The sequence below is a fragment of the Streptomyces sp. HUAS ZL42 genome (assembly GCF_040782645.1).
Classification (GTDB): Bacteria; Actinomycetota; Actinomycetes; order Streptomycetales; family Streptomycetaceae; genus Streptomyces.
The window spans coordinates 5122717-5149664 of sequence record NZ_CP160403.1 but is presented as its reverse complement, the minus strand read 5'-3'; the positions used below and the strand labels follow the sequence as shown (position 1 = coordinate 5149664).

17 protein-coding genes, 3 rRNA genes and 1 pseudogene are annotated in these 26948 nt (G+C 67.6%); 10 read left to right on the top strand and 11 right to left on the bottom strand.

Annotation, left to right across the window (positions count from 1 at the left end; translation table 11 throughout):
* Positions 1-93: 93 nt before the first annotated feature.
* On the bottom strand, positions 94-954 hold the full coding sequence (locus ABZO29_RS23670) for a hypothetical protein (RefSeq protein ID WP_367326215.1): 861 nt from the start codon (positions 952-954) through the stop codon (positions 94-96).
* A gap of 470 nt (positions 955-1424) precedes the next feature.
* On the opposite strand from ABZO29_RS23670, the gene ABZO29_RS23665 reads away from it, so the two are divergent.
* The gene (locus ABZO29_RS23665; RefSeq protein ID WP_367322172.1) at positions 1425-2990 is read left to right on the top strand and encodes an FAD-binding oxidoreductase; all 1566 of its coding nucleotides are present in this window, start codon (positions 1425-1427) and stop codon (positions 2988-2990) included.
* An 8-nt stretch (positions 2991-2998) separates the two neighbouring features.
* Here ABZO29_RS23665 and ABZO29_RS23660 read toward each other — a convergent pair whose 3' ends face one another.
* From ABZO29_RS23660 to ABZO29_RS23645, 4 genes are all read right to left on the bottom strand, one after another.
* The gene (locus tag ABZO29_RS23660) at positions 2999-3712 is read right to left on the bottom strand and encodes a phosphatase PAP2 family protein (protein ID WP_367322171.1); all 714 of its coding nucleotides are present in this window, start codon (positions 3710-3712) and stop codon (positions 2999-3001) included.
* Between the two features lie 236 nt (positions 3713-3948).
* Complete coding sequence (locus tag ABZO29_RS23655; RefSeq protein ID WP_367326214.1) at positions 3949-4956, bottom strand: NlpC/P60 family protein; 1008 nt, start codon at positions 4954-4956, stop codon at positions 3949-3951.
* Positions 4957-5170: 214 nt separating this feature from the next.
* A complete protein-coding gene (locus ABZO29_RS23650) occupies positions 5171-5944 on the bottom strand; it encodes a serine protease (protein WP_367322170.1) in 774 nt (257 codons plus the stop codon).
* Between the two features lie 63 nt (positions 5945-6007).
* Positions 6008-6931, bottom strand: coding sequence for an oxidoreductase (locus tag ABZO29_RS23645; protein WP_367322169.1), 924 nt, complete (start codon positions 6929-6931; stop codon positions 6008-6010).
* A 71-nt stretch (positions 6932-7002) separates the two neighbouring features.
* Here ABZO29_RS23645 and ABZO29_RS23640 point away from each other — a divergent pair, with 71 nt between their 5' ends.
* From ABZO29_RS23640 to ABZO29_RS23605, 8 genes and pseudogenes are all read left to right on the top strand, one after another.
* A complete protein-coding gene (locus tag ABZO29_RS23640; RefSeq protein WP_367322168.1) occupies positions 7003-7605 on the top strand; it encodes a TetR/AcrR family transcriptional regulator in 603 nt (200 codons plus the stop codon).
* Positions 7606-7866: 261 nt separating this feature from the next.
* A pseudogene (locus ABZO29_RS23635) lies at positions 7867-9197 on the top strand (peptidase S8).
* 386 nt (positions 9198-9583) lie between these two features.
* Positions 9584-9892 (top strand): hypothetical protein, encoded by a 309-nt coding sequence (locus tag ABZO29_RS23630; RefSeq protein WP_266399602.1) that lies wholly within the window; start codon positions 9584-9586, stop codon positions 9890-9892.
* 198 nt (positions 9893-10090) lie between these two features.
* Positions 10091-10951 (top strand): hypothetical protein, encoded by an 861-nt coding sequence (locus tag ABZO29_RS23625; protein ID WP_367322167.1) that lies wholly within the window; start codon positions 10091-10093, stop codon positions 10949-10951.
* Positions 10941-12263, top strand: a complete 1323-nt coding sequence (locus ABZO29_RS23620) for a hypothetical protein (RefSeq protein WP_367322166.1) — start codon at positions 10941-10943, stop codon at positions 12261-12263. Before ABZO29_RS23625 ends, ABZO29_RS23620 begins: the two co-directional genes overlap by 11 nt.
* A complete protein-coding gene (locus ABZO29_RS23615; protein WP_367322165.1) occupies positions 12260-13819 on the top strand; it encodes an SCO6880 family protein in 1560 nt (519 codons plus the stop codon). The genes ABZO29_RS23620 and ABZO29_RS23615 overlap by 4 nt, the downstream gene beginning before the upstream one ends.
* A gap of 6 nt (positions 13820-13825) precedes the next feature.
* Positions 13826-15250: an ATP-binding protein gene (locus ABZO29_RS23610; RefSeq protein ID WP_367322164.1), complete on the top strand. Its 1425-nt coding sequence runs from the start codon at positions 13826-13828 to the stop codon at positions 15248-15250.
* Between the two features lie 17 nt (positions 15251-15267).
* Positions 15268-16785, top strand: a complete 1518-nt coding sequence (locus ABZO29_RS23605) for a type IV secretory system conjugative DNA transfer family protein (RefSeq protein WP_367322163.1) — start codon at positions 15268-15270, stop codon at positions 16783-16785.
* Positions 16786-16789: 4 nt separating this feature from the next.
* Here ABZO29_RS23605 and ABZO29_RS23600 read toward each other — a convergent pair whose 3' ends face one another.
* From ABZO29_RS23600 to ABZO29_RS23580, 5 genes are all read right to left on the bottom strand, one after another.
* Complete coding sequence (locus tag ABZO29_RS23600; RefSeq protein ID WP_367322162.1) at positions 16790-17335, bottom strand: GNAT family N-acetyltransferase; 546 nt, start codon at positions 17333-17335, stop codon at positions 16790-16792.
* Between the two features lie 69 nt (positions 17336-17404).
* Positions 17405-17521, bottom strand: a 5S ribosomal RNA gene (gene rrf, locus ABZO29_RS23595).
* A gap of 79 nt (positions 17522-17600) precedes the next feature.
* Positions 17601-20722, bottom strand: a 23S ribosomal RNA gene (locus ABZO29_RS23590).
* A 277-nt stretch (positions 20723-20999) separates the two neighbouring features.
* Positions 21000-22525, bottom strand: a 16S ribosomal RNA gene (locus ABZO29_RS23585).
* The 16S, 23S and 5S rRNA genes sit together here, the layout of an rRNA operon.
* A 563-nt stretch (positions 22526-23088) precedes the next feature.
* Entirely contained in the window at positions 23089-23643 is a 555-nt protein-coding gene (locus tag ABZO29_RS23580; RefSeq protein WP_367322161.1) for a MarR family winged helix-turn-helix transcriptional regulator, read from the bottom strand.
* A gap of 126 nt (positions 23644-23769) precedes the next feature.
* Here ABZO29_RS23580 and ABZO29_RS23575 point away from each other — a divergent pair, with 126 nt between their 5' ends.
* A complete protein-coding gene (locus ABZO29_RS23575; RefSeq protein ID WP_367326213.1) occupies positions 23770-25053 on the top strand; it encodes an MFS transporter in 1284 nt (427 codons plus the stop codon).
* 37 nt (positions 25054-25090) lie between these two features.
* Here the strand turns inward: ABZO29_RS23575 and ABZO29_RS23570 are convergent, their stop codons facing one another.
* Entirely contained in the window at positions 25091-26737 is a 1647-nt protein-coding gene (locus tag ABZO29_RS23570) for a SpoIIE family protein phosphatase (RefSeq protein ID WP_367322160.1), read from the bottom strand.
* Positions 26738-26948 lie beyond the last annotated feature (211 nt).

The window sequence follows — 26948 nt, the reverse complement described above, 5'->3', positions numbered from 1 at the left end:
TTACCGACTTCCTAGAGTAGGGACGGGCCTACACACCGCGCATGGCACGGAAGGGCTAGTTCTCGCCCACCGGGATGGGCCCACCGGGCTGGCTCACTCCTCCGCGATCCGGCCGGCGTAGATGTCCTCCGGCTGCGGCAGCCGTACGTCCACGGGGGCCCCGAAGTCGTACAGCAGTGTCGTCGACGCGACCGCCACCGGGGTCTTCCGCTGCCCGTTGACGAAACTGAACCGGTGCCGGATCTTGCGGATGCGCCCCTGGTCGTCGAGGTAGACGTCGAACGGAACCCGGGAGGTGGCGAACCCTTTCGCCGCCGCGGCCAGCGATTCCCGGCCACCGGCCGAGGCGCCCTTCGCGGCGTCGGTGAGATCGGCCGTACCGCGGTAGTGCCGCACCCGCGTCCCGGCGACCTCGGTCCTCCCCACGTACGTCGCCGTCCGCGTCCCCCGCAGCAGCTCGGCGGCGGCGAACGGGTCGGTGGCCCCACCGGTCACGAGATTCCCGTCGGACAGGGTGGCGGTCTCCACCCGCACCCACTTGTCGTCCGGCACCCCCGCCCCCCTGTTCTTCATGAACAGAGCTCCCGGCGCGAGGAGTTCGGTGATCGGCTGATGCTCACTCGTGCCGGCCGGATCCTGCGGCAGGACCACCTTCAGCTCCCCGAGCTGCTTCCGGTAGTCATAGACCCCTTCGCCGCGGATGGTCACCCTCGTCCCACCGGTGGCCATCTCCATCGACGTACGGGCCTTGGAACTGCCGGCGTCCACAAGCCGGTCGGCGGCGCGCCGCAGGGTCTCGACCGGATCGCCCGCACCCCTCGCGTCCTCGGCGGCGGCCCCGCTCCATGAACACCCGGTGGCCCCGGCACAGACAAGGGCCACCAGCCCCGCCGTGGCGACTGCCCCACCCGCCGTCCGCCTGTACCGCCGCTGCTCCCGCTGCCCCTGCGCCATCGCCTGCCGACCCCCAGCCGGTACGTTCGTCACGGACCCCCTGTCGTTCCGGTTAACGACGAGTAGGTGGGCCCGTCACGCGCGCCGAAGGCTTGCGAGGGGCATACGAGCCCTTTACCGGGCCTGGGTAACGTTGTCGCCGTGACGCAGCAGGACGGCCCCGAGGTCCCCGGACCGGACCGGGAACACCGCACAACGACGGTCGAACGTGGCCGCTTCTGCCTGGCCCTCTGCACCTGCGGCTGGCGCGGGCCGGCCCGCCGAGCGAGAAGCCTGGCAAGAACAGACGCAGAGAACCACACGACACCGGCGTAGCGGCCGCCAGTCCGCGGGCATGCGTGCCGCCCGGGGCGATGGGGGTCCCCCCGCTGGAGCGAAGCCGAGAGGGTCCGCACACCCACCCACCAAAATGGAACCCCCACCTCCACCAACCCGTCTCGCTCCATGACGCCCGACGGAAGGCACAGGACATGGAACGGCGCACGTTCATCGGCGGCGGCGCGGCCGCCCTCGCAGCGGTCACGACAGCCGCCTGCAAGAGCAGCAGCACGGACGACACCTCCGGCGCCGCCTCCACGGACACGGCCACGTCCTCCCGCACCCCCCTCAAATCCGCCTCCGCCGCAACCCCCGCCAACTGGACCGCCCTCGCCCGAGACCTGGACGGCTCCCTCGTCCGCCCCGGCGAAGCGGCCTGGCCCGCGGCCCGCCAGCTCTACAACACCCGCTTCGACTCCCTGAAGCCCGCAGCGGTCGCCTACGTCGCCCACACCGCCGACATCCGCACGGTCCTCTCCTACGCCCAGGCCCACGGCGTCCAGGTCGCGATCCGCAACGGCGGCCACTCCTACGCCGGCTGGTCCTCCGGCAACGGCCGCCTGATCGTCGACGTCTCCAAGCTCAACCGCCTCCGCGTCTCCGGCACGACGGCGGTCGTGGGCGCCGGCGCCAAGCTGATCGACGTCTACCGCGGCCTCACCGCGAAGGGCGTGACGATCCCCGCCGGCTCCTGCCCCACCGTCGGCGTCTCCGGTCTCGTCCTCGGCGGCGGCCACGGCGTGGTCTCCCGGGCGTACGGCCTGACCTGCGACAGCCTCACCCAGGCGACCCTGATCACAGCCGACGGCAAGCAGCTCACGGCCGGCGCGACCGAGAACAAGGACCTCTTCTGGGCCCTGCGCGGCGCGGGCAACGGCAACTTCGGCGTCGTGACGGAGCTGCACTTCAAGACGCACCCTGCCCCTCAGGCCGTGACGGGTTACCTCACCTGGCCCTGGTCAAGGGCAGCCGCGGTGGTCAAGGCCTGGCAGGAGTGGGGCCCGAACCAGCCCGACGAGATCTGGTCGTCCCTCCATCTCGCGAACGCCGCCGGGGGCACCCCCACGGTCTCGGTCGCGGCCTTCTCCCTGGGTACGTACGGCGAGTTGCAGAACGCGGTGGACCGCCTGGCGGACAGCGTGGGCGCACCGGCGATCAACGTCTCGCTGCGCCGCCGCTCGTACCAGGAGGCGATGGAGATCTACGCCGGCTGCTCCTCCTTCTCGACGGACGCCCAGTGCCACCTGCCGGGCTCGACCCCGGGCCGCTCCCCGCAGGGCGCGCTGGGCCGGGAGACGTACGCGGCCCGCTCGGACTTCTTCGACCGCTCGATCCAGGCGGCGGGCATCCAGACCCTGCTCGAACAGATCGAGTCGGTACAGGGCGGGTCCGGCAGCATCGCGCTCACGGCCCTCGGCGGAGCCGTCAACCGCGTCTCCCCCACGGCGACGGCGTTCGTCCACCGCCGTTCCCGGATGCTGGCCCAGTACATCGCGTCCTGGCGTGCCGGCACGACCGGTACGACCGCCCAGTCCTGGCTGACGGCGGCCCACGCGGCGATGAAGCCGTACGCCTCCGGTGCGGCGTACCAGAACTACACGGACCCGACCCTGACGAACTGGCGCAAGGCGTACTACGGCGACGCCGCGGCCCGCCTGACAACCCTGAAAAAGCGCTACGACCCGAACCGCTTCTTCACCTACCCGCAGGCTCTGTAGCAGCCGCTCTACGCCGCCAGATCCCGCTCCTCGGACGCCGCCGCGGCCCGCGCCCCGGGGAGCAGCGTGTCCCCCGTCCCCTCACCGGTCCCTGACCGGCTCCGGATCAGCCACCCCACCCTCGGCGACCGCTCCACGGCCTTCATCACCGGCGTGAGCAGCGCCATGGCGACCGGCGACAACAGCAACGCCACCGCCGTACCCAGCGCGAACCCGCCGACGACGTCCGTCGGATAGTGCACGCCCATGTACACACGGCAGAAACCCTCGAGCAGCGCCAGCCCGATCCCAAGGAGCCCGAACCTGCGGTTGGCGACGAACAGTCCCACCGCCATCGCCATGGTGATCGTCGCGTGGTCGCTCACGAACGAGTAGTCGGTCTTGCCGGAGACGAGGACATCGAGCCCCTGATGATCGAGAAAAGGCCGGGGCCGCTCGACGAACCCCCGTATCGGCACGTTGACCAGCACCGCGAGCGCAGCCGCGAGTGGCGCCCACACGAGTGCCGCAACGCCCGAGGCCGCCTCGTCCGCGCCTGTTCCCCGCCGCCGCACGCTCCACCAGCACCACACCACGAGCAGCACCATGGCCAGCAACAGCCCGTACTCACCCACGAATTCGACGATCCGGTCGAACCACCGCGGCGCGTCCCCGGCCAGACCGTTGATGTCATAGAGCAGGTCGACGTCGGGGTTCGACCCGGATTCGGCGAGTCCAGCCATGGTGCTGCGGCCCCTTCGTCGTGTTCCACCCGGCACATCTCACATGCGCCGCTCCTGCCGCCCCCGTGGTCGGTTCGTAGATCCGCTTCCGCCTTCCTCCGGACAGGCTTTGCTCGGCTACTCCAACAGGAACGCACGGCCCCGCTTGATACGTTCCACTCTCCACCGAATGATCACGCAGACGTTATCGAAGAGAGACTCATCTCCCCAGCTCAGGGGGTGGGTTCACACTCGGTTCACACCGTCGTGGGGAGCGCTTTCGCGCCATCTTCGGTGACCCGGGTGGCCCCGAAGTAGTCCGGGGTGTCGATCGGGTCGAACCGGATCACGGCACCCGTTCTCGGGGCGTCGATCATGTATCCGCCACCCACGTAGATCCCCACATGGCGGATGGCGCGTGAGTTGGTGAGGTCGTCGGAGAAGAACACGAGGTCCCCGGGCAGCAACTCGTCGCGTTCTGGATGCGGCCCCGCGTTGTACTGATCGTTGGCGACCCGGGGCAACGTGATCCCGACACTCTCGTACGCGGCCTTGGTCAGCCCCGAGCAGTCGAACCGCCCACCGTCCTGAGCAGTACCGTCGCCACCCCACAGGTAGGGCGTGCCGAGCTTCTTCTGGGCGTAGTAAATGGCCCCCGCGGCCTGCTTGGACGGGTCGACGCGGGTGACGGGCGCGGCGAAGGAGTCCTCGAGCGTCGTGATCGTCTTCACGTAGTTCTGGGTCTCCTTGTAGGGCGGTACGCCCCCGTACTTGATGACCGCGTACGCCCCCGCGTTGTAGGCGGCGAGCATGTTCTTCGTCGCGTCACCCGGCACGTCCCTGACGTACTTCGCGAGCTCGCAGTCGTAGGACGCGGCCGACGGAATCGCGTCATTCGGATCCCAGACGTCGCGATCGCCGTCCCCGTCGCCGTCGACACCGTGCGTGGCCCAGGTCCCCGGAATGAACTGCGCTATCCCCTGGGCCGCAGCGGCGCTCTGCGCCTTCGGATTGAACCCGCTCTCCTGGTAGAGCTGGGCGGCCAGCAGTGCGGGGTTGAGGGCGGAGCAGAGATTGCCCCACTTCTGCACGAGCGCCTGATAGGCAGCGGGCACCGACCCCTTGGCCAGCGCCTTGGTTGCTCCTCCCACGCCGTTGGCGAGGTTGCCGGCGACGACGTACACACCGGCGACGAGCAGCATCAGGAAGGCGAGCCCGGCACCGACAGCAGCGGTCGCTACGATCCATGCCCTACGCACCGTCAACCGCCCCTCGCCGCCCGGGAATCCGCCCCCGTCAGTGTAGAGGCGGCCCCCGCGCTCCGGGGCGATCACGCGGAAGAGGAAACCGCACGTGGCGACCTGTTTTCCGCCTCGGAACCAGGCCAGGGCAACCGGGGCGGCCCGCAAGGGGATTACACGCCAAACGAGGCATCAGATCCGGACCGGGGCGTCGAGCCAGGGAACAGGGGGCGGCCGACTAGGGATCAGCAGCCGCGTCCCGGTACAACTCGGCGGCCTCGGTCCCCAGTACCACGCTGTACGAGATGTCGGCGGTGGCCCCGCCCTGCTCGTGCCCGCCGAGCACGCCCACGATGTCCCCGTCCCCGTTGACCCAGGGGCTCCCGCTCGTCCCGCCGGTGAAGTCGGGACACGCGATGCGCTGCTGCGTACGGCTGTGGGCGACGGGCTTGTTGGTGCAGCGGATGGGCACGTCACGGGCGTCGGGGTAGCCGGTGACGGTCACTGCGGTGGCTCCGGTGGCCATGCCGTCGACGAGACGAAAGGCGCCGACGGCATCCTCGGGTCCGTCGCCACCCTGCTCGGCGACGACCGCGAAGGCGACGTCGCTGTCCTCGTCCTGCCCCCGGGCCCACCCGTCGGGCAGAAACCGGCGCCGGACCTTCCACACCCCGTGGGGCGCCTTTCCGTCCCGGTACCCCGGCACGAAGAGGAGGTCGCTCCCCTGGCTCGCGGCGAGGCAGTGCGCGGCGGTGACGATGAGGTTGTGATGGGGACTGTGCACGACGGAGGCGGTGCAGTAGTGCCCGCCGGCGAGCCTGCCGGCCCGGTCCGCGGTGAACAGTGCCCCGACCCGGGCGGACTGCGCGCCCGCCGCGGCCACGACGGTCACCCCGAGGGGACCGGGCCCGTCGTCGGCGGCGGCCGCGGAGGCGGACGTGACGGCCAGCAGCACGACCGCACCGAGCAGCGCGTGTCTACGGGGGCGCAGGGGGAAGGAGGTGCGCTTCATCGGAGCCCACTGTGACGGACGAAGGTGAGAGAACCGTCAAGCGCGCCCCACAATCGCCCCGCGTCACGCCACCGGCGCCGCCCCCACACCCAGCGGGAAACTCACCCCCGTCAGTTCCTCCGACGCCTTCCACAACCGCCGCGCCGTCACCGTGTCGCTGGCCGCGACCGACCGCCCCACCAGCGTCGGAGCGCCCCGCATCTCCGCCAGCCCGTCGGGGCCGACGTAGCTCGCGCCCGGAAGGTCCTGCGTCGCCGCGAACAGCGTCGGCAGCGCACCCGCCCTGTCGTCCTGCGCGATGACCCTGTTGCCGAGCGTCATGAAGGCGCGGCTCACCGGGTTCGCCGTGTGGCTCTGGAGGTTGGTGGCCGACCACCCGGGGTGGGCCGCCAGTGCACGGACCGGGGAACCCGACTCCGTCAGGCGCCGCTGGAGTTCCAGGGTGAACAGGAGGTTCGCCAGCTTGGACTGGGCGTATGCGCGGACCGGGTCGTAGTCGGCCGCCAGGTTCAGGTCGTCGAAGTGGATCTTCTTGTCGCCCCAGCGGTGGGCGCTCGAGGAGAGCGTGACCACTCGGTCGGTCACGTACGGCAGGAGCAGGTTCGTCAGGGCGAAGTGGCCCAGATGGTTCGTGCCGAACTGCATCTCGAAGCCGTCCCGCGTCCGCTGCCGCGGGAGCATCATCACGCCCGCGTTGTTGATCAGCAGGCTCAGCGGCCCCTCCCAGCCCTGCGCGAACTCCCGCACCGACGACAGGTCCGCGAGGTCCAGGCGCCGTACCTCCGTGCTGCCGTCGACCCTCGCCGCCGCCGCTCGGCCCCGCTCCAGGTCTCGTACGGCGAACACCACGTGCGCCCCCGCACCGGCCAGCGCCTCCGCCGCCCGGAAGCCGATGCCGCTGTTGGCGCCGGTGACGACCGCCGTGCGGCCGGTGAGGTCGGGGAGGCGGGTCGCGTCCCACGTCTTGCTCTTCTTCGTATCAGCCATGCCCCCAATGTAGGCACCGACAACAATGCTGTCAATGCCAACAATGATGACGGCGCCTACATCGGGATACGATGGCGCACATGCACGCCAGCCGCCCCTATCACCACGGAGACCTGCGCTCCGCCCTCCTCGCGAGCGCGGAGCGCACCCTGCGGGAGAAGGGGACGGCCGCGCTCTCCCTGCGCGAGCTGGCCCGTGACATCGGCGTCAGCCACGCCGCTCCGGGCCGGCACTTCAAGGACAAGCAGGCCCTGATCGACGCCCTCACGCTCGCCGGATACGAGCGGCTGGCCCAGTCGCTGGAGGCCGCCGACGACCCCGGCCTGCCCTTCGAGCGGCGGCTCACCGGACTGGCCAGGGCCTACCTGGGGTTCGCGATCGACAACCCCGCGCTGCTGGAGCTCATGTTCGCCCGCAAGCACGACCCCGACATCTCCGAGCAGTTGATGGCCGGAATCGACCGGTCCGTGGGGTCCTTCCACCGGCTGATCGTCGACGCCCAGAAGCGGGGTGAAATCGCCGCGGGCGATCCCGAGCGCATCAGCCTCGTCGCCGCCGCGAGCCTGCACGGCCTGGCCGCCCTCGTCGCCGCCTGCGCCCTCCCCCCGGAGGAGGCCCTCGCCGGCCTGGACGAGCACGTGCACCACTTGCTGCACGGACTGAAACCGCGCTGAGCCCGCCCCTCCCCGGGAGCCTGTGACCCGCCTGTGCGCCGGGTCAAGCCCCACCCATGCCCCCGCCATCGCCCCGCCATTGATCCGCAATCCCCCAACCCCTGTCAGTAAGGCGGACGTCAGGATTCCGAAACCCTCCTTGTTGTCACGTACTCAACAAGCGACAGTCGGCAGCGGGCCGCCGCCCGCTGCCGGGGACCTCGTACCGGTGGCCGCCCACCCGCACTGCCCCTGTCCACCCCACTCTCAGGAGGCTGTACGTTGCGTACGACACCCACCGACTCCCCCGCCACACCCGGCAGACGGCACCGCATCAGCCGTATCGGCTCCGCCCTCATCGGCACCGCCGCGCTCGTCCTCGCCGGACTCGGCACCGCGGCCCACGCGAGCGAACCCCCGCCACCACCGCCAAGTCCGCCTTTTCCAAGGTGACCTGGGCGGCCACCCCCTGCGCCACGCCCAAACACCAGGGCGAACTGGCCTGCAACTCCCTCCGCGTCACCGGCGGCCTCACCGCCTTCCAGAAGCACGAAGCAGCCACGGACGGCGTCACGCCCAGGGCCGCCGACGCCTCCACACCCTCCGGCTACGGCCCCTCCGACCTCCAGGACGCCTACGGCCTGACCGCCGCCGCGGCGAGCAACGGTGCCGGCGAGACCATCGCCGTCGTCGACGCCTACGACGACCCGAACGCCGCGGCCGACCTGGCGAAGTACCGCTCGTACTACGGTCTGCCCTCCTGCACCACGTCCAACGGCTGCTTCAAGAAGGTCGGCCAGACCGGCTCCACCACCTCCCTGCCCACCGCCGACAGCGGCTGGGCCGAGGAGGAGTCCCTCGACCTCGACATGGCCAGCGCCGTCTGCCCGAACTGCAACATCCTGCTCGTCGAGGCCAAGTCCGCCACCATGGCCAACCTCGGCAAGGCCGTGAACGAGGCGGTCAGCCTCGGCGCCAGGTTCGTCTCCAACAGCTACGGCGGCTCGGAGTCCTCCTCGGACACCAGCTACGACTCCTCCTACTTCAACCACCCCGGCGTCGCCATCACCGTCAGCGCCGGCGACGAGGGCTACGGCGCCGAGTACCCGGCCGCCTCCAAGTACGTGACGGCCGTCGGCGGCACCGCGCTCTCCACGTCCTCCAACTCCCGCGGCTGGACCGAGACCGTGTGGAACACCAGCAGCACCGAGGGCACGGGCTCCGGCTGCTCCGCCTACGACGCCAAGCCGAACTGGCAGACCGACACCGGCTGCTCCGAGCGCACCATCGCCGACACCTCGGCCGTGGCCGACCCGGCGACCGGCGTCTCCGTCTACGACTCCTACGGCGTCACCGCCGGCTGGTACACCTTCGGCGGCACCAGCGCCTCGGCCCCGATCATCGCGGGCGTGTACGCCCTCGCCGGCACCCCGGGCAGCAGCGACTACCCGTCCGAGTACATCTACAACGCGGCCGGCACGTCCGCCCTCAACGACGTGACCAGCGGCAGCAACGGCAGCTGCGGCGCCGGCTACCTGTGCACCGCCGAGTCCGGCTACGACGGCCCCACCGGCTGGGGCACCCCAGAGGGAACGCCCGCCTTCACCGACTGACTTTCCGTCACCAGGACGCCACTCCGTAGGCCGTGGGGGCCACGCGTGGCAAGGGGACGAACGGGCCGCGGCATCCAGCCGCGGCCCGTTCGCGTCGCGCGACATGAGAACATCGGGACGACCACTCACCCGACCAGCCGTCAAAAACGGCCCCCGGCCGTGAAAGGGGTCAACGACGGAACCACACGACAGGTTCCGCTCCGGCCTCATTGCCCGGCGTGACCTGCCGTGATACACAGAGTGACCATACCGAGGTATTCGTACGAATCCCGCCCATCAATGGCGCCAAAGTCGACATACGACAGCGACATTGTCGGCGAGAATGAGGCCTGACCTCTGCGCACCGCAGGGGACTGCGGAACTACCCACCAGGGGCGGTGACTTACATGCTCTTTGCGGCCGACAAGGGAGACATCAACACCATCATCGGCGGTATCGCTCCGGACTGGGGCCCCTTCGGCAGCCTGGGCAACGAGGCGAAGGTGATGATCGAGGTCGTGATGGCGGTGGCCATCCTGCTCTGCCTCGCCATCGCCATCTGGGGCGCGGCGAAGCAACGCATCGGCGCGACCGCCCTCCGGGACACCTTCAGCGCGGAACAGGGCAAAGGCCTCATCATCGCCGGCCTCACCGGAGTCTTCATCATCGGCTCCCTGGGCACGCTGTTCACGATCGTGTACGGCATGGCGGTCTAGCCCGCCCCGTCTCCTCCGTCCCCTCCGTCCTCTCCGGGCGTGCCCGGTCCCCCTCCACCCCCACCCGCCCGTCGTGCCCACCGGCAGAGGTTGCGTTTCCCTGATGTCGAGTCACCACACCGCGCCCGCGCGGGAACCAGCACGGCTACCGTCGTACTCCTACGCGTTTTCGTACGACGGCGAGGGGGCGTACGCGGCATGAGTCTCGGGGACGAGCAGGGTTACGGCGATCCCGTGCGAGCCGACGAGCACGGCACCCGGTACGGCGGCAGCGGCCAGACCCGCACCCGCCTGCCCGAGGGCGACCCCTACGGCGGCGCCCGGCGCGGCGGCCGCTCCTCGTCACGCAGCCTGATCACGGTGGTCGGCGTGGTCGTCCTCCTCATCGCGGCGATCGCCTTCGCGAACCGTGGAGGTGACGATTCCACTTCATCGTCAACGGCGGACGGAACAGGAAGCAAGCCGAAGACGGCGACGACCGCGGCAAGCGGGACGAAGCCGGTGGAGTCGAGGACGGGGGGGATCCCTACGGGGTACGCCCGCACCGAGCAGGGTGCGCAGTCTGCTGCGGCGAACTACTCGGTGGCACTCGGCTCGACGGGCATGTTCCAGAAGGCCAGCCGGCACGACATCGTGGGCGCCCTCTACACATCCGCTGCCGCGGCCAAGCTGCAGAGCGCGATGGACCAGGCCTATTCGGCCGACTTCCTCGCCAAGCTCGGCCTCGACACCGACGGCAAGGCGCCCGAGGGCAGCACGTTTGTCTCGCGCGTGGTCCCGGTGGGCACCACCGTCCAGGGATACAGCGCCGGCAGAGCCACGGTCGCGGTCTGGTACATGGGCCTCATCGGCATGTCCGGGGAGAGCTCGACCGACCCCGTGACCTCGTCCTGGAAGACCTGGACCTTCGATCTGACGTGGTCCGGCGGCGACTGGAAGATCGTCACCGACTCACAGAAGGACGGCCCCGCCCCGGTCCCCGGCGACGACCAGGCCGCCACCTCCGACGAGATCAGCAAGGCCATCGAGGAGTACGGAGGGTTCACTTATGCCCGGTAACCCCCACCGCGTGCTCAGGCTCGCCGGAGTCGTCGCCGCCGTACAGACATCGGCCGTGCTGCTGGCCACCCGCGCCTTCGCAGCGCCCAGCCCCACCCCATCGCCCACCGGCAGTGACAACGTCTGCGACGCCATCGTCGGGGAGGCCAAGAAGTACTGCGAGAAGGGCAACAACCCCTCCGACGCCACCACCCCCGGCACCACCGCCACCCTCGACCCCCTCTCCTCCCTCGCCAAGGGCTGCGCCGAAGCCGCCTCCTGGACCGTCGACAAGCTGAGCGAAGCCGTCAAGGACACCGCGAACGTCGACTTCACCAACGCCAAGTTCCTCCAGCAGTACGCCGTGGTCTTCGCCGCATCGACGATCCTCACGCTCCTCCTGTGGCTGCTGGCCGTCGCCAAGCGAGCCGTCCGCGGCGTCCCGCTGAGCACCGCCATCTCGGAGGCGATCGGCTTCCTGTGGCTCACCGTGCTGGCCTCCGCCTTCACACCGCTGATCCTCTACACGGTCGTGTCGGCCACGGACGGCGTCAGCGACATCCTCGCCAAGACCACCGGCAACCAGGCGGACACGTTCTTCGGCACGTTCTCCGAAGCTCTCAAGAAGGGCGAGAACATCGGCGGCGGCCCGATCATGCTGATCGTCGTCTCCCTGGTCTCGATCCTCGCGGCCGGAGTCCTCTGGCTCGAACTCGTCCTGCGCGCCGCCCTCCTCTACGTGGGCGCGCTCCTCGGCACGGTCGTCTACGCCGGCCTCGTCGACAAGAACCTGTGGGGCCACGTCCGCCGCTGGGCGGGCATCATGATCGCCGTCATCCTGGTCAAGCCGGTGATCGTCATCGTCCTCGGCCTCGCGGGAGCCCTCTCCGCCGACGACGGCCCGAACGCCTTCTCCGCCGTCGTCTCCGGCCTCGCGATCATCCTGCTCGCCATCTTCGCCAGCGCGATGATCTACCGCTTCGTCCCCGGCTTCGGCGACGAGATCGCCCACTCCCGCAACAACCGCATCATGCAGGGCGCACAGGACAAGGCCGCGGCCGTCATCAGCTCCCCCGCGACCCTGGTCGCACAGGGCATCAAGACGCACAGCTCCCGCGCCGACAACAACGGCGGCGGCCAGTCCGCATCCAGCGGCCCCCGCCCGGCCAACCCGGCCTCCGGCGGCGTCGCCGCACACGGCACCCGCACCTCCAACGGCGGCGGATCCGTCCCCTCCGCGGCGCCTCCGCCCCGCTCCAGCCCCGTCAACACTCCCCACGCAAGCAACACCCGCAACAGCAGTACCAACCGCACGGGAGGTGAAGGGCGTTGACGACCGAGTCCCACGTGTCCCATGCGGTCACGCCCCGCCGTACATATCTGATCGGCCGCGCCCGGCCGAACGCGATCGTCGGCCGCAACCGCGAGTCCGGCGAGATCGCCCTGATCATCGCGGGCGCGTTCCTCGGCATGATGTGCGGGCTCCTCGTCCCCGTCCTGTCCCTGCGCATCGTGCTGCTGACGGGCTTCCCGCTGCTCGCGCTGGCCGCGGTCTACGTGCCGTACAAGCACCGCACGTTCTACAAGTGGTTCGAGATCAACCGCAGCTACAAGCGGACCCTGCGACAGGGCACCGTCTACCGCTCGGCAGCCATCGAGGCCGGCACCCGCCTCGACGGGCGGGAGGTGGAGATCGGGCCGCCGCCCGGCATCGGCCGCATCAGCTGGCTGGCCGCCCCCTTCGGCCCCGACGAGATCGCCGTACTGCTGCACGCCGACCGCCGCACGGTCACGGCCGCGATCGAGATCGAGGGCCCCGGCGTCGGTCTGCGCGACTCCGAGGACCAGGAAGCCCTCGTCGACCGCTTCGGCACCCTCCTCAAGCACGTGGCGAACGGCGACGGCTTCGTCACCCGCCTCCAGATGCTCGCCCGCACCCTCCCGGCCGACCCCGACGCCCACGCCAAGGACGTCGCGCTGCGCGGCGCCGAGAAGGCCCCCGGGTGGCTGCAGCAGTCGTACGACCAGCTGCAGTCCATGGTGTCCACGAGCAGCGAGCAGCACCGCGCGTACCTCGTCGCCTGCATGCACTACACGCGCGAACTCGCCGCCGAGGCGCAGGCCATGGCCCGTGCCGCGCGGCCCCAGTCGGGCCGCAAGCTGGACCGGGACGCGGGACTGGCCGTCGTCATGGCCCGCGAGCTGACCGACATCTGCTCCCGCCTGCAGGAGGCGGACATCCGCGTCCGCCAGCCGCTGGGCCAGGGCCGCCTCGCCTCGCTCATCCACTCCATGTACGACCCCGACCACCCCATCGACCACATCCAGGCGATGACGAAGCGCAACGCCTGGCCGGCCGAGCTGGACGCCATGGAGCCCACGTACCTCCAGGCGAAGACCCGCGAGTCGTCCACGCGCGCGCCCTGGTGCCACGCCACCGCCTGGGTGAAGGAGTGGCCGATGACGCCGGTCGGCGTCAACTTCCTCGCACCGCTCCTCGTCCACACCCCGGACGTCATCCGCACGGTCGCCGTCACGATGGACCTCGAACCCACCGAGGTCGCCATCGAACGCATGCTGACCGAGAAGACGAACGACGAGGCGGAGGCGTCCCGCGCCGCCAAGATGAACCGGACCGTCGACCCCCGGGACGTGGCCGCCCACACCCGACTCGACCAGCGCGGCGAGGACCTCGCCAGCGGCGCCGCCGGCGTCAACCTGGTCGGCTACATCACCGTCTCCTCCCGCTCCCCCGAGGCCCTCGCCCGGGACAAGCGGACCATCAGGGCCTCGGCCGGCAAGTCGTATCTGAAGCTGGAGTGGTGCGACCGCGAGCACCACCGGGCCTTCGTGAACACGCTTCCCTTCGCCACCGGCATTCGGAGGTAGGACCTGATGCGGGACCCGCTGTCCGTCCTCACCGACGCCTTCACGTCCTTCCTCTTCGGGAAGGTCGAGACGACCCGGCTCCCGGTCCGCACGTCGACGGGCCAGGCCCAGGCGGTCTACCTGCCGACCGCCGCCCCCGGCCTCGGCGACTCCGGCGTCATCATCGGCCGCGAGGTCTACTCCGGAAAGGGCTACATCTACGACCCCTTCCAGCTGTACGGCCAGCAACTCCCCGCCCCGCACTGGCTGGTCCTCGGCGAGTCCGGCAACGGCAAGTCGGCCCTGGAGAAGACGTACGTCCTGCGCCAGCTGCGCTTCCGCGACCGCCAGGTCGTCGTACTGGACGCACAGGGCGAGGACGGCGTCGGCGAATGGAACCTGATCGCCCAGGAGCTGGGGATAACACCCATCCGCCTCGACCCGACGGCGGCCCTGGACCACGGCATCCGCCTGAACCCCCTGGACCCCGCGATCACCACCACGGGCCAGCTGGCGCTGCTCCGGACGATCATCGAGGTCGCGATGGGCCACGGCCTCGACGAACGCTCGGGCTTCGCCCTCAAGGTGGCGCACGCGTACGTCAACGAGACCATCGTCGAACGCCAGCCCGTCCTGACCGACATCGTGGAGCAGCTACGGCACCCCGAGCCGGAGTCGGCCGAGGCGATGAACGTCGCCATAGACGACGTACGTGCCTGGGGCCTGGACGTGGCGCTGGTGCTGGACCGGTTGGTCGACGGTGACCTGCGCGGCATGTTCGACGGTCCGACCACCGTCGGCATCGACCTCGACGCACCGCTCATCGTGTTCGATCTGTCCCACATCGACCGGAACTCGATCGCCATGCCGATCCTGATGGCGATCGTCGGCGTCTGGCTGGAGCACACCTGGATCCGCCCCGACCGGAAGAAGCGCATCTTCCTGGTCGAGGAGGCCTGGCACATCATCAACAGCCCGTTCGTGGCCCAGCTGTTCCAGCGGCTGCTGAAGTTCGGCCGACGACTGGGCCTGTCCTTCGTGGCGGTCGTGCACCACCTGTCCGACGTGGTCGACGGCGCGGCGGCGAAGGAAGCCGCTGCCATCCTCAAGATGGCGTCGACGCGGACGATCTACGCCCAGAAGGCGGACGAGGCGAGGGCGACGGGCCGCGTCCTGGGCCTGCCGCGCTGGGCCGTGGAAATCATCCCGACCCTCAGCCCCGGCATCGCGGTGTGGGACGTCAACGGCAACGTCCAGGTGGTCAAACACCTGGTCACGGAGACCGAACGCCCCCTGGTCTTCACCGACCGCGCGATGACAGAGTCGTCCAGCGACCTCGCCTCCCACGACGCTCTGCGCGCCGCCGAGCTGGAGGCGGAACAGCGGGCGGCGGCCTTCATGGAACAGCACATCGGCGACCTCGACGACTCCTCCGAGTCCACGGTGGCGTGAACGGGCGGTGGCAAGACATGAGACCGGACGACCGTGACCGGCGCGAAGGCCAGGGCGGCATTCCCGACGGCCTGCTGATCGGCATTCTGGCTTTCCTGATCGGCATGACCCTGCTGGTATGGACGGCAACGGGCCTGGCCGGCTGGTTCTCCCACGGCTCCTGGCCCCATGGTGTCACCTTCACCCGCACACCCATGGCCATGCGCCGCCTCGTCAGCAGGCCTCACGACATCACCGGCGCCTGGCCCGACACACCACCGGACCAGCTCTCCGGATACGGGCTGTTCTGGGGCCTGTTCATCAGCCAGCTGATGGTCCTGTTCGTCCTCACGGTGTTCGTGATGGGCACCCTGGCCCGCTGGAAGGCGGTACGCGCGAGGCGGCAAGCGGAACGGAGGGCGTCGATCGAACGGGCTACGGCGGCGGCGACGGCGGACGTGCCGCAGGTACAGGATGAGGCGCCGGCGTTGGAGAGTTCGCCGGGGCCGACAATGAACATCCCCACCCCACAGCAGCCGACGGAACTACTCCGCGCAACGCCGAGCCAGCCTGAGCCGCCTACTTCTGTGGTTGGCGGTGAACAGGTGGGTGGGTGGGAAACGAACCGCGCCGAAGGCGCGGTGCACTACGGCCCACCCGCAGCCCGCCAGGCAACCGCAACCCAAGCAGTACGCGACGCCGAAGGCCCCACCCTCGTAGTCACCTCGAACCAATCCCTCTGGCAGGACACAAAGGACGCCAGAGCCAAACTCGGCCCGGCCCTCCTCTACGACCCCACCCACCTCTGCGACACCCCGGCCCGCCTGCACTGGTCCCCCACCACAGGCTGCGAGGACAAGCAGACAGCAACACAGAGAGCGGTCGCCCTCCTGACCCCCGTCAAGCCAAGCTCCCGGCTGGACCAAGCTCTCAGCGACACCGCGGAAACGCTCCTCCGCAGCTACCTCCACGCCGCCGCCATCGACGGCCGCACCATCCGCCACGTCCACCGCTGGTCCCAGGGCACCCAGATCCAGGACGCCGTGCGCATCCTCCGTACGAACCCGAAGGCGGCACCGGGATCCGCGGGCGAACTGGAAGGAGCCCTCACCGCGCACCCCGAGCGCAAGGACATGGCCCAGGAGCTGACGACCCGTGCCCTGTCCGCCCTCTTCACCGTCAACATCCGCGAAGCATGCACTCCAAACCGAAGTGATGCCCTCGCCTTGGATTCCTTCGTCCACGAAGGGGGCACGCTTTATGTGGTGGGTCAATCCATCGAGGATCCCAGGACAAACCCGGGGGCCATGCCACTCCTGACGGCCCTCGTATCCAGCGTGGTCGAGCGCGGCCGGCGCATGGCCGAACGGTCATCCTCCGGTCGGCTCGACCCACCACTGACCCTCGTGCTGGACGACATCGCCGCCGTGGCTCCGCTTCCCCAGCTCCCGGAGCTGCTGGCCACCGGAGCGGACCGGGGCCTGCCGACCCTGGCCCTGCTCCGCTCACGGGAACAGGGCCGCGCCCGCTGGCCGCATGACGAACTGCCGGTGTAACCGGTCAGTCGCGCTCCAGGACGAACTCCAGCTCCACCTCTCCGGGGCGCTGCGCAAGCGGCACGGTCCGCCCACTGAACGCGAACCCTGCCCTGCGGTAGAAGGCCTGAGCCCGCCCGTTGTCCTCGTGCACGATGAGTCGCACCCGCTCGACACCGCGCCCCCACGCCCACTCCAGACCGGCGTCGAACAGCACCTCGGTGAGACCGATCCCGCGGTCCTCGGGACGCACGAACACCCCGACCACATGTCCCTGCTTCCGCTCGACCGGGAACCCGGCCCAGTCGATGGCCCCGGGCTCCTCGATCAGCACGGTAAGGGTCCCCACCCAGTCCCCGTCGGGCCCCTCGGCGATGAACTGCTGCGCACCGAGCGCACCCTCGGCACCGCCGGCGGTCCGCTCCTTCCAGAAGGAGTCCGGGTGGGTCAGGGCCTCCGCGTAGGTCTCCAGAAAGGCAAGATGCGCCACGGGATCCTGCAGGGAGGCAAGCCGCAGCTCCTTCGCCGCGAGCCACTCGTCGGCGCGTACGGAACGAACCCTGTAGTTCATATCGGCCACCGTAGCGGAACGCAGAAAACCCCCGTACCAATTTCTGGTACGGGGGTTTTCCCAAGAATTGTTCGGCGGTGTCCTACTCTCCCACAGGGTCCCCCCTGCAGTACCATCGGCGCTGTAAGGCTTAGCTTCCGGGTTCGGAATGTAACCGGGCGTTTCCCTCACGCTATGACCACCGAAACACTATGAAGTTCGACCGGACCGTACACACACATACGGGGTCGTTGCCTCAGAACTAACACAGTGGACGCGAGCAACTGAGGACAAGCCCTCGGCCTATTAGTACCGGTCAACTCCACACGTTACCGTGCTTCCATATCCGGCCTATCAACCCAGTCGTCTACTGGGAGCCTTACCCCATCAAGTGGGTGGGAGTCCTCATCTCGAAGCAGGCTTCCCGCTTAGATGCTTTCAGCGGTTATCCCTCCCGAACGTAGCCAACCAGCCATGCCCTTGGCAGAACAACTGGCACACCAGAGGTTCGTCCGTCCCGGTCCTCTCGTACTAGGGACAGCCCTTCTCAAGACTCCTACGCGCACAGCGGATAGGGACCGAACTGTCTCACGACGTTCTAAACCCAGCTCGCGTACCGCTTTAATGGGCGAACAGCCCAACCCTTGGGACCGACTCCAGCCCCAGGATGCGACGAGCCGACATCGAGGTGCCAAACCATCCCGTCGATATGGACTCTTGGGGAAGATCAGCCTGTTATCCCCGGGGTACCTTTTATCCGTTGAGCGACGGCGCTTCCACAAGCCACCGCCGGATCACTAGTCCCGACTTTCGTCCCTGCTCGACCCGTCGGTCTCACAGTCAAGCTCCCTTGTGCACTTACACTCAACACCTGATTGCCAACCAGGCTGAGGGAACCTTTGGGCGCCTCCGTTACCCTTTAGGAGGCAACCGCCCCAGTTAAACTACCCATCAGACACTGTCCCTGATCCGGATCACGGACCCAGGTTAGACATCCAGCACGACCAGACTGGTATTTCAACGACGACTCCCACCATACTGGCGTATGGCTTTCACAGTCTCCCAGCTATCCTACACAAGCCGAACCGAACACCAATATCAAACTGTAGTAAAGGTCCCGGGGTCTTTCCGTCCTGCTGCGCGAAACGAGCATCTTTACTCGTAGTGCAATTTCACCGGGCCTATGGTTGAGACAGTCGAGAAGTCGTTACGCCATTCGTGCAGGTCGGAACTTACCCGACAAGGAATTTCGCTACCTTAGGATGGTTATAGTTACCACCGCCGTTTACTGGCGCTTAAGTTCTCAGCTTCGCCCACCCGAAAGTGAGCTAACCGGTCCCCTTAACGTTCCAGCACCGGGCAGGCGTCAGTCCGTATACATCGCCTTACGGCTTCGCACGGACCTGTGTTTTTAGTAAACAGTCGCTTCTCGCTGGTCTCTGCGGCCACCCCCAGCTCAGAGTGCAAGACCCTTCACCAGGTGTGGCCCCCCTTCTCCCGAAGTTACGGGGGCATTTTGCCGAGTTCCTTAACCATAGTTCACCCGAACGCCTCGGTATTCTCTACCTGACCACCTGAGTCGGTTTAGGGTACGGGCCGCCATGAAACTCGCTAGAGGCTTTTCTCGACAGCATAGGATCATCCACTTCACCACAATCGGCTCGGCATCAGGTCTCACCCTGCATGAGTGGCGGATTTGCCTACCACTCGGGCTACACCCTTACCCCGGGACAACCACCGCCCGGGATGGACTACCTTCCTGCGTCACCCCATCACTCACCTACTACCACCTTGGTCCGGCGGCTCCACCACTCCCCCTTGCCCGAAGGCTCCGGGGCGGCTTCACGGCCTTAGCATCAGAAGGTTCGATGTTTGACGCTTCACAGCGGGTACCGGAATATCAACCGGTTATCCATCGACTACGCCTGTCGGCCTCGCCTTAGGTCCCGACTTACCCTGGGCAGATCAGCTTGACCCAGGAACCCTTAGTCAATCGGCGCACACGTTTCCCACGTGTGAATCGCTACTCATGCCTGCATTCTCACTCGTCAACCGTCCACAACTACCTTCCGGTGCTGCTTCACCCGGCAGACGACGCTCCCCTACCCATCACGATCCCCGTTGGGGGTCAATATCGCAATGACACGACTTCGGCGGTACGCTTGAGCCCCGCTACATTGTCGGCGCGGAATCACTAGACCAGTGAGCTATTACGCACTCTTTCAAGGGTGGCTGCTTCTAAGCCAACCTCCTGGTTGTCTCTGCGACTCCACATCCTTTCCCACTTAGCGTACGCTTAGGGGCCTTAGTCGATGCTCTGGGCTGTTTCCCTCTCGACCATGGAGCTTATCCCCCACAGTCTCACTGCCGCGCTCTCACTTACCGGCATTCGGAGTTTGGCTAAGGTCAGTAACCCGGTAGGGCCCATCGCCTATCCAGTGCTCTACCTCCGGCAAGAAACACACGACGCTGCACCTAAATGCATTTCGGGGAGAACCAGCTATCACGGAGTTTGATTGGCCTTTCACCCCTAACCACAGGTCATCCCCCAGGTTTTCAACCCTGGTGGGTTCGGTCCTCCACGAAGTCTTACCTCCGCTTCAACCTGCCCATGGCTAGATCACTCCGCTTCGGGTCTTGAGCGTGCTACTCCACCGCCCTCTTCGGACTCGCTTTCGCTACGGCTACCCCACCCGGGTTAACCTCGCAACACACCGCAAACTCGCAGGCTCATTCTTCAAAAGGCACGCAGTCACGAGACAAGGACAAGTCCTCGTCCGACGCTCCCACGGCTTGTAGGCACACGGTTTCAGGTACTATTTCACTCCCCTCCCGGGGTACTTTTCACCATTCCCTCACGGTACTATCCGCTATCGGTCACCAGGGAATATTTAGGCTTAGCGGGTGGTCCCGCCAGATTCACACGGGATTTCTCGGGCCCCGTGCTACTTGGGTGTCTCTCAAACGAGCCGCTGACGTTTCGACTACGGGGGTCTTACCCTCTACGCCGGACCTTTCGCATGTCCTTCGCCTACATCAACGGTTTCTCACTCGCCCCACGGCCGGCAGACCGTGGAAAAGAGATCCCACAACCCCCACGACGCAACCCCTGCCGGGTCTCACACGTCGTAGGTTTAGCCTCATCCGGTTTCGCTCGCCACTACTCCCGGAATCACGGTTGTTTTCTCTTCCTGCGGGTACTGAGATGTTTCACTTCCCCGCGTTCCCTCCACACTGCCTATGTGTTCAGCAGCGGGTGACAGCCCATGACGACTGCCGGGTTTCCCCATTCGGAAACCCCCGGATCAAAGCCTGGTTGACGACTCCCCGGGGACTATCGTGGCCTCCCACGTCCTTCATCGGTTCCTGGTGCCAAGGCATCCACCGTGCGCCCTTAAAAACTTGGCCACAGATGCTCGCGTCCACTGTGCAGTTCTCAAACAACGACCAGTCGTCCGCCAACCACTCGGACCCCGGCAACGTCGAGGGTTCATTCCCTCAGACACCCAACAGCGTGCCCGACACCCTCGCCCCTCCTCGTTCCGTTCCACGCCGAAGCAGTACTGGGAATGAAGAGATGACCAAGAGCGCCGAATAATCAACGTTCCACCCATGAGCTGACCACCGCCGGACACGCGCCGGCGTAGTGGCTCTGGCTGCCTTGCGGCAGCTAGATGCTCCTTAGAAAGGAGGTGATCCAGCCGCACCTTCCGGTACGGCTACCTTGTTACGACTTCGTCCCAATCGCCAGTCCCACCTTCGACAGCTCCCTCCCACAAGGGGTTGGGCCACCGGCTTCGGGTGTTACCGACTTTCGTGACGTGACGGGCGGTGTGTACAAGGCCCGGGAACGTATTCACCGCAGCAATGCTGATCTGCGATTACTAGCAACTCCGACTTCATGGGGTCGAGTTGCAGACCCCAATCCGAACTGAGACAGGCTTTTTGAGATTCGCTCCACCTCACGGTATCGCAGCTCATTGTACCTGCCATTGTAGCACGTGTGCAGCCCAAGACATAAGGGGCATGATGACTTGACGTCGTCCCCACCTTCCTCCGAGTTGACCCCGGCGGTCTCCTGTGAGTCCCCATCACCCCGAAGGGCATGCTGGCAACACAGGACAAGGGTTGCGCTCGTTGCGGGACTTAACCCAACATCTCACGACACGAGCTGACGACAGCCATGCACCACCTGTACACCGACCACAAGGGGGACCGTGTCTCCACGGTTTTCCGGCGTATGTCAAGCCTTGGTAAGGTTCTTCGCGTTGCGTCGAATTAAGCCACATGCTCCGCTGCTTGTGCGGGCCCCCGTCAATTCCTTTGAGTTTTAGCCTTGCGGCCGTACTCCCCAGGCGGGGAACTTAATGCGTTAGCTGCGGCACCGACGACGTGGAATGTCGCCAACACCTAGTTCCCACCGTTTACGGCGTGGACTACCAGGGTATCTAATCCTGTTCGCTCCCCACGCTTTCGCTCCTCAGCGTCAGTAATGGCCCAGAGATCCGCCTTCGCCACCGGTGTTCCTCCTGATATCTGCGCATTTCACCGCTACACCAGGAATTCCGATCTCCCCTACCACACTCTAGCTAGCCCGTATCGAATGCAGACCCGGGGTTAAGCCCCGGGCTTTCACACCCGACGTGACAAGCCGCCTACGAGCTCTTTACGCCCAATAATTCCGGACAACGCTTGCGCCCTACGTATTACCGCGGCTGCTGGCACGTAGTTAGCCGGCGCTTCTTCTGCAGGTACCGTCACTTGCGCTTCTTCCCTGCTGAAAGAGGTTTACAACCCGAAGGCCGTCATCCCTCACGCGGCGTCGCTGCATCAGGCTTGCGCCCATTGTGCAATATTCCCCACTGCTGCCTCCCGTAGGAGTCTGGGCCGTGTCTCAGTCCCAGTGTGGCCGGTCGCCCTCTCAGGCCGGCTACCCGTCGTCGCCTTGGTGAGCCGTTACCTCACCAACAAGCTGATAGGCCGCGGGCTCATCCTGCACCGCCGGAGCTTTCGACCCCCACAGATGCCCGTGGAAGTGATATCCGGTATTAGACCCCGTTTCCAGGGCTTGTCCCAGAGTGCAGGGCAGATTGCCCACGTGTTACTCACCCGTTCGCCACTAATCCACCCCGAAGGGCTTCATCGTTCGACTTGCATGTGTTAAGCACGCCGCCAGCGTTCGTCCTGAGCCAGGATCAAACTCTCCGTGAATGTTCTCCCGTAATCGGGATGACACCACGAGAGCGGTGCGAGAGGAGGAATAGTCCCCTCGCACACAGCGTCCTCGCTGTGTTATTTCAAAGGAACCTCGCCCCAGCCAATGACGGCCGGAGACGGGGTATCAACATATCTGGCGTTGATTTTTGGCACGCTGTTGAGTTCTCAAGGAACGGACGCTTCCTTCGTACTCACCCTCTCGGGCTTTCCTCCGGGCGCTTCCCTTCGGTCTTGCGTTTCCGACTCTATCAGATCCTTTTCCGACCTGATCCCCAGTCAGCGGGGTTTGCCTTCACGGCCGTTGGGCCGTTCCGACGTCCCAAACCTTAGCGGATTCTCTCGGCGATTCCCAATCGGGCCGTCGAGCCCCCATTCGAATTGAATTTCGGGCATGCCGAATTCAACCCCGTTGGAGGTGATCGTGCTGGTGGTTTGAGTGCCGCTTGTGCGGCGGGAGTGCTGCCGGAGAACCGTTACGGCTCCGCGACAACCCGAAGAACTTTACGGATCCGGCAGAGGGCTGTCAACCGCCGCTCGTCAAGATCTTTTACTTCGGCTCAGTCGAGGTCGCTGAGGCGTCCGCCCGAGTCCGGCTGGGCGTGCTCCACCCGGCGCAGGAGCCTGGTCAGGACCTCGCCCAGGGTCGTGCGTTCCTCGGGCGACAGGTCCTGGAGCAGATCTTCCTCGAATACCGACGCGAGGCGCATCGCCTCCAGCCACTTCGTCCGGCCTTCGGGCGTGAGCTCGACGATCACCCGTACGCGGTTGGCCTCGTCGCGCTCTCGGGTCACCAGACCCTCGGCGACCATGCGGTCGATCCGGTGGGTCATCGCGGCCGGCGTCAGGCCGAGGCGCTTGGCGAGGTCACTGGGACCCATGCGGTAGGGGGCGCCGGAGAGGACGAGCGCCTTGAGGACCTCCCACTCGGCGTTGCTGATCCCGAGAGCCGCGGTCTGGCGTCCGTAGGCGACGTTCATACGGCGGTTCAGACGGGACAGTGCCGAGACGATCTTCTCGACCTGGGGGTCGAGGTCCCGGAACTCGCGTTGATAGGCGGCGATCTGCTCGTCGAGTGTCGGCTCGGTGCTGATGCTGCCGGGGTTGTCGCCCATGGTCGCAGTATCGCATGGGGCCGCTTGGCGTCGAAGTCCTTCGAGGTGTACTGTTTAGCTTCGAAATTTAGTATTGAAGTCTTCAGAACTAACGACTACTCGAGAGAGGTGAACGTGACCAGGGCGATGGGCGCAGCGATGCGCCGGATCCACGTGGGCAATGCACTCAGCGCGTTCGGGCTCGGCTTCACCGTCCCCTACCTGTACGTCTATGTGGCGCAGGTGCGGGGGCTGGGGGCCACGACGGCGGGGCTGCTGCTCGCCGTCTTCGCCGTGGCCGCGCTGATCGTGCTGCCGTTCGCCGGCAGGGCGATCGTGCGGCGCGGCCCGCTGCCGGTGCTGCTCGCCGCTCTGGTCACCGCCGCGCTGGGTGCGCTGAGCTTGGGGCTCGCCACCAGTGCGATCGGCGTGCTGCCGGCGGCGGCCGCGCTCGGAGCGGGGCAGGCCGTGATGCAGCCGGCGCTCGCGACGATGATCGTGGACTGCTCGTCCGCGGAGACGCGCTCGCGGGCGTTCGCGACGCAGTTCTTCCTGCAGAACCTCGGGCTCGGCGTCGGTGGCCTCATCGGTGGTCATGTCGTCGACACGGCTCGCGTCTCCTCCTTCACTCTGCTGTTCTCGATCGAGGCGGCGATGTTCCTGCTGCTCGTCGTGGTCATGGCGACCGTGCGGGTGCCGCGTTCGCCTCGGATCGAGGCCGCGGGGTCGGGCTCGGGGGCGGCGAAGGGGAGCTGGAAGCAGTTGCTCCGGAACCGGGCCATGGTGCAGTTGTGTGTGCTGGGGTTCGTGTTGTTCTTCGCCTGCTACGGGCAGTTCGAGTCCGGGCTGAGTGCGTACGGTGTGGAGGCTGCCGGGATCTCCACGTCCGCGCTCGGGACGGCGCTGGCTGCGAACACTGCGGTGATCGTGGTCGCGCAGTTCGCGGTGCTGAGGTTCGTGGAGCGGCAGAGGCGGTCGCGGGTGATCGCTTCCGTGGGGCTGATCTGGGCCGTGGCGTGGGTCGCGGCGGGATATGCGGGGCTGGGGCACGGGAGCCAGGAGATGGCGACGGCGGCCTTCGTGTCGACGTATGCGCTGTTCGGGCTGGGTGAGGCGATGTTGTCGCCGACGGTGGCGCCGTTGGTGGCGGATCTTGCTCCTGCTGGGATGGCCGGGCAGTACAACTCCGCGTTCGCGCTGGTGAAGCAGTTGGCGTTGGCTGTGGGGCCGGCGGTGGGTGGGCCCATGGGCGCGTCACTGCATGCGCCGTATGTCGTCACGTTCTTGCTGTTCTCGCTGGGGATTTCGGTTCTGGCGGTGCGGTTGGGGAGGCAGCTCACCTCAGTGCAGGATCGGCCGTGGCTGGGGAGGAGCCGGGTGGTGGTGCAGCGGGGTGCGGCTGCGGCTGGGCATGCTCGGGCCAACGCCTGAGGGTTTTCGTCCCCACAGCGGTGCCCGGTGAAGGCCGTCAGCCGGAACCCCCCGGCAGCACGAACTCGCACCACACCGCCTTCCCGCCCCCCGGTGTCCTCCTGCACCCCCAGTTGGAGGCGATCGTCGCGACGATGGCGATTCCGCGTCCGGACTCGTCCGCCGGCTCAGCGCGTCGTCTGCGTGGCAGGTGGTCGTCGCCGTCGGTGACCTCGATGATCAGGCGGCGGTCGGTGCGGCGCAGGCGCAACCGCATGGGTGGGGTGCCGTGTTGGAGGGAGTTGGCGACGAGTTCGCTGGCCGCCAGCACGCCCAGGTCGTGCAGGTCGGGAGGGAACCGCCAACTCGTCAGCACGCCGGAGGCGAACGCACGCGCGCGTGGGGCCGCCTCCACGCCGCCCAGCAGCTCCAGCGCCGCGTTGCGGAAGAGCTCGCCGTCCGGGCCCGTGCGGGCCGGTTGCTGGAGGACGAGGACGGCCACGTCGTCGTCGTGGTCCGCCGTCACGCCGGCCGAGCGGACCAGGCGGTCGCAGATGACCTGGGGGGTGCCGGTGGCGCCGGCCAGGGCTCGTTGCAGCGCCTCGATGCCCTCGTCCAGATCCTCGTCGCGCCGTTCCACCAGGCCGTCCGTGTAGAGGACCGCCGTCGAGCCGGGGCCCAGAGGGACGGAGCCCGACGCGTGCATCCAGCCGCCCGTGCCCAGGGGCGGGCCCGTCGGTTCGTCCGCGCGCAGCACCGCGCCGCTTTCGTCGCGGACCAGGATGGGAAGGTGGCCAGCGGAGGCGTACACCAGCCGGCCCTCGTTCGGGTCGTGGACGGCGTACACGCAGGTGGCGATCTGGTTGGCGTCGATCTCCGTGGCCAGCCCGTCGAGGAGTTGCAGCACCTCGTGCGGCGGGAGGTCGAGGCGGGCGTACGCGCGGACCGCCGTACGGAGTTGGCCCATGACCGCGGCTGCCCGCACGCCCCTGCCCATGACGTCGCCGATCACCAGCGCCGTACGGCCGCCGCCGAGGGTGATCACGTCGTACCAGTCGCCGCCCACCGCGGATTCGGTGCCACCGGGCTGGTAGGTGGCGGCGATGCGGAGGTCGTCGGGTTCTTCGAGTTCCTGGGGGAGCAGTGACCTCTGCAGTGTCACGGCTGTTTCGCGCTGGCGGCGTTCGCTGGCCCTGAGGCGTTCGGCGGCTTCGGCGTGGTCGGTGACGTCGGTGGCGAAGATCAGGACTCCGCCGTCGCCGTCCTGCGCGACCGGGGTGCAGGTGAAGGTGTAGGAGCGGCCGTCGGGGGCCTTGCGGGACTTGAGTGTGCGGGGCTTCTTGCTGCGCAGGACCTGGTCCAGGAGCGGGAGCAGGCCCAGTTCCCTGAATTCCGGGAGGGCTTCGCCGGCCGGTGCGCCGGGCGGGCGTACGCCGAAGGCCGAGACGTAGGCGTCGTTGACGTGGGCGAGGCGGTGGTCGGGGCCGTGGACGAGCGCGACCAGGGCGGGGACGCGGTCGAGGACCTCGCGGACCGGCAGGTCGTCGACGGCACGCACGGGAGGTGCGTCGTCGGTCAGTTGTTCGGCGCGGGCCGCGGGCACGGAGCCATCGCCCCGCCGGTCCGGGGAGGCCGTGTGCTCGGTCCGCGCAGCGGTGCGGCGCTGCGTTCCGGGGAGCCGGGCGCTCCAGCGCGTGAAGTTCACGAATCCTTGCCTCGTGTAGTCGTCGTCGGCCGGCTCCGGACCCGGCCAGGGCTCCGGTGGCCGCACATTGTTGCAGCACCCGGGAAATGCAGCACTAGGGAACAGCCTCGTGGGTTCGCGTGGTGGGCGGGCGGCCCGCCCGGGCACGGGGATCAGTCTGGCAGGGTGGCCGTGCGGCCGACATTCGTCAGACGCCGGTCCGGCCTGTGGA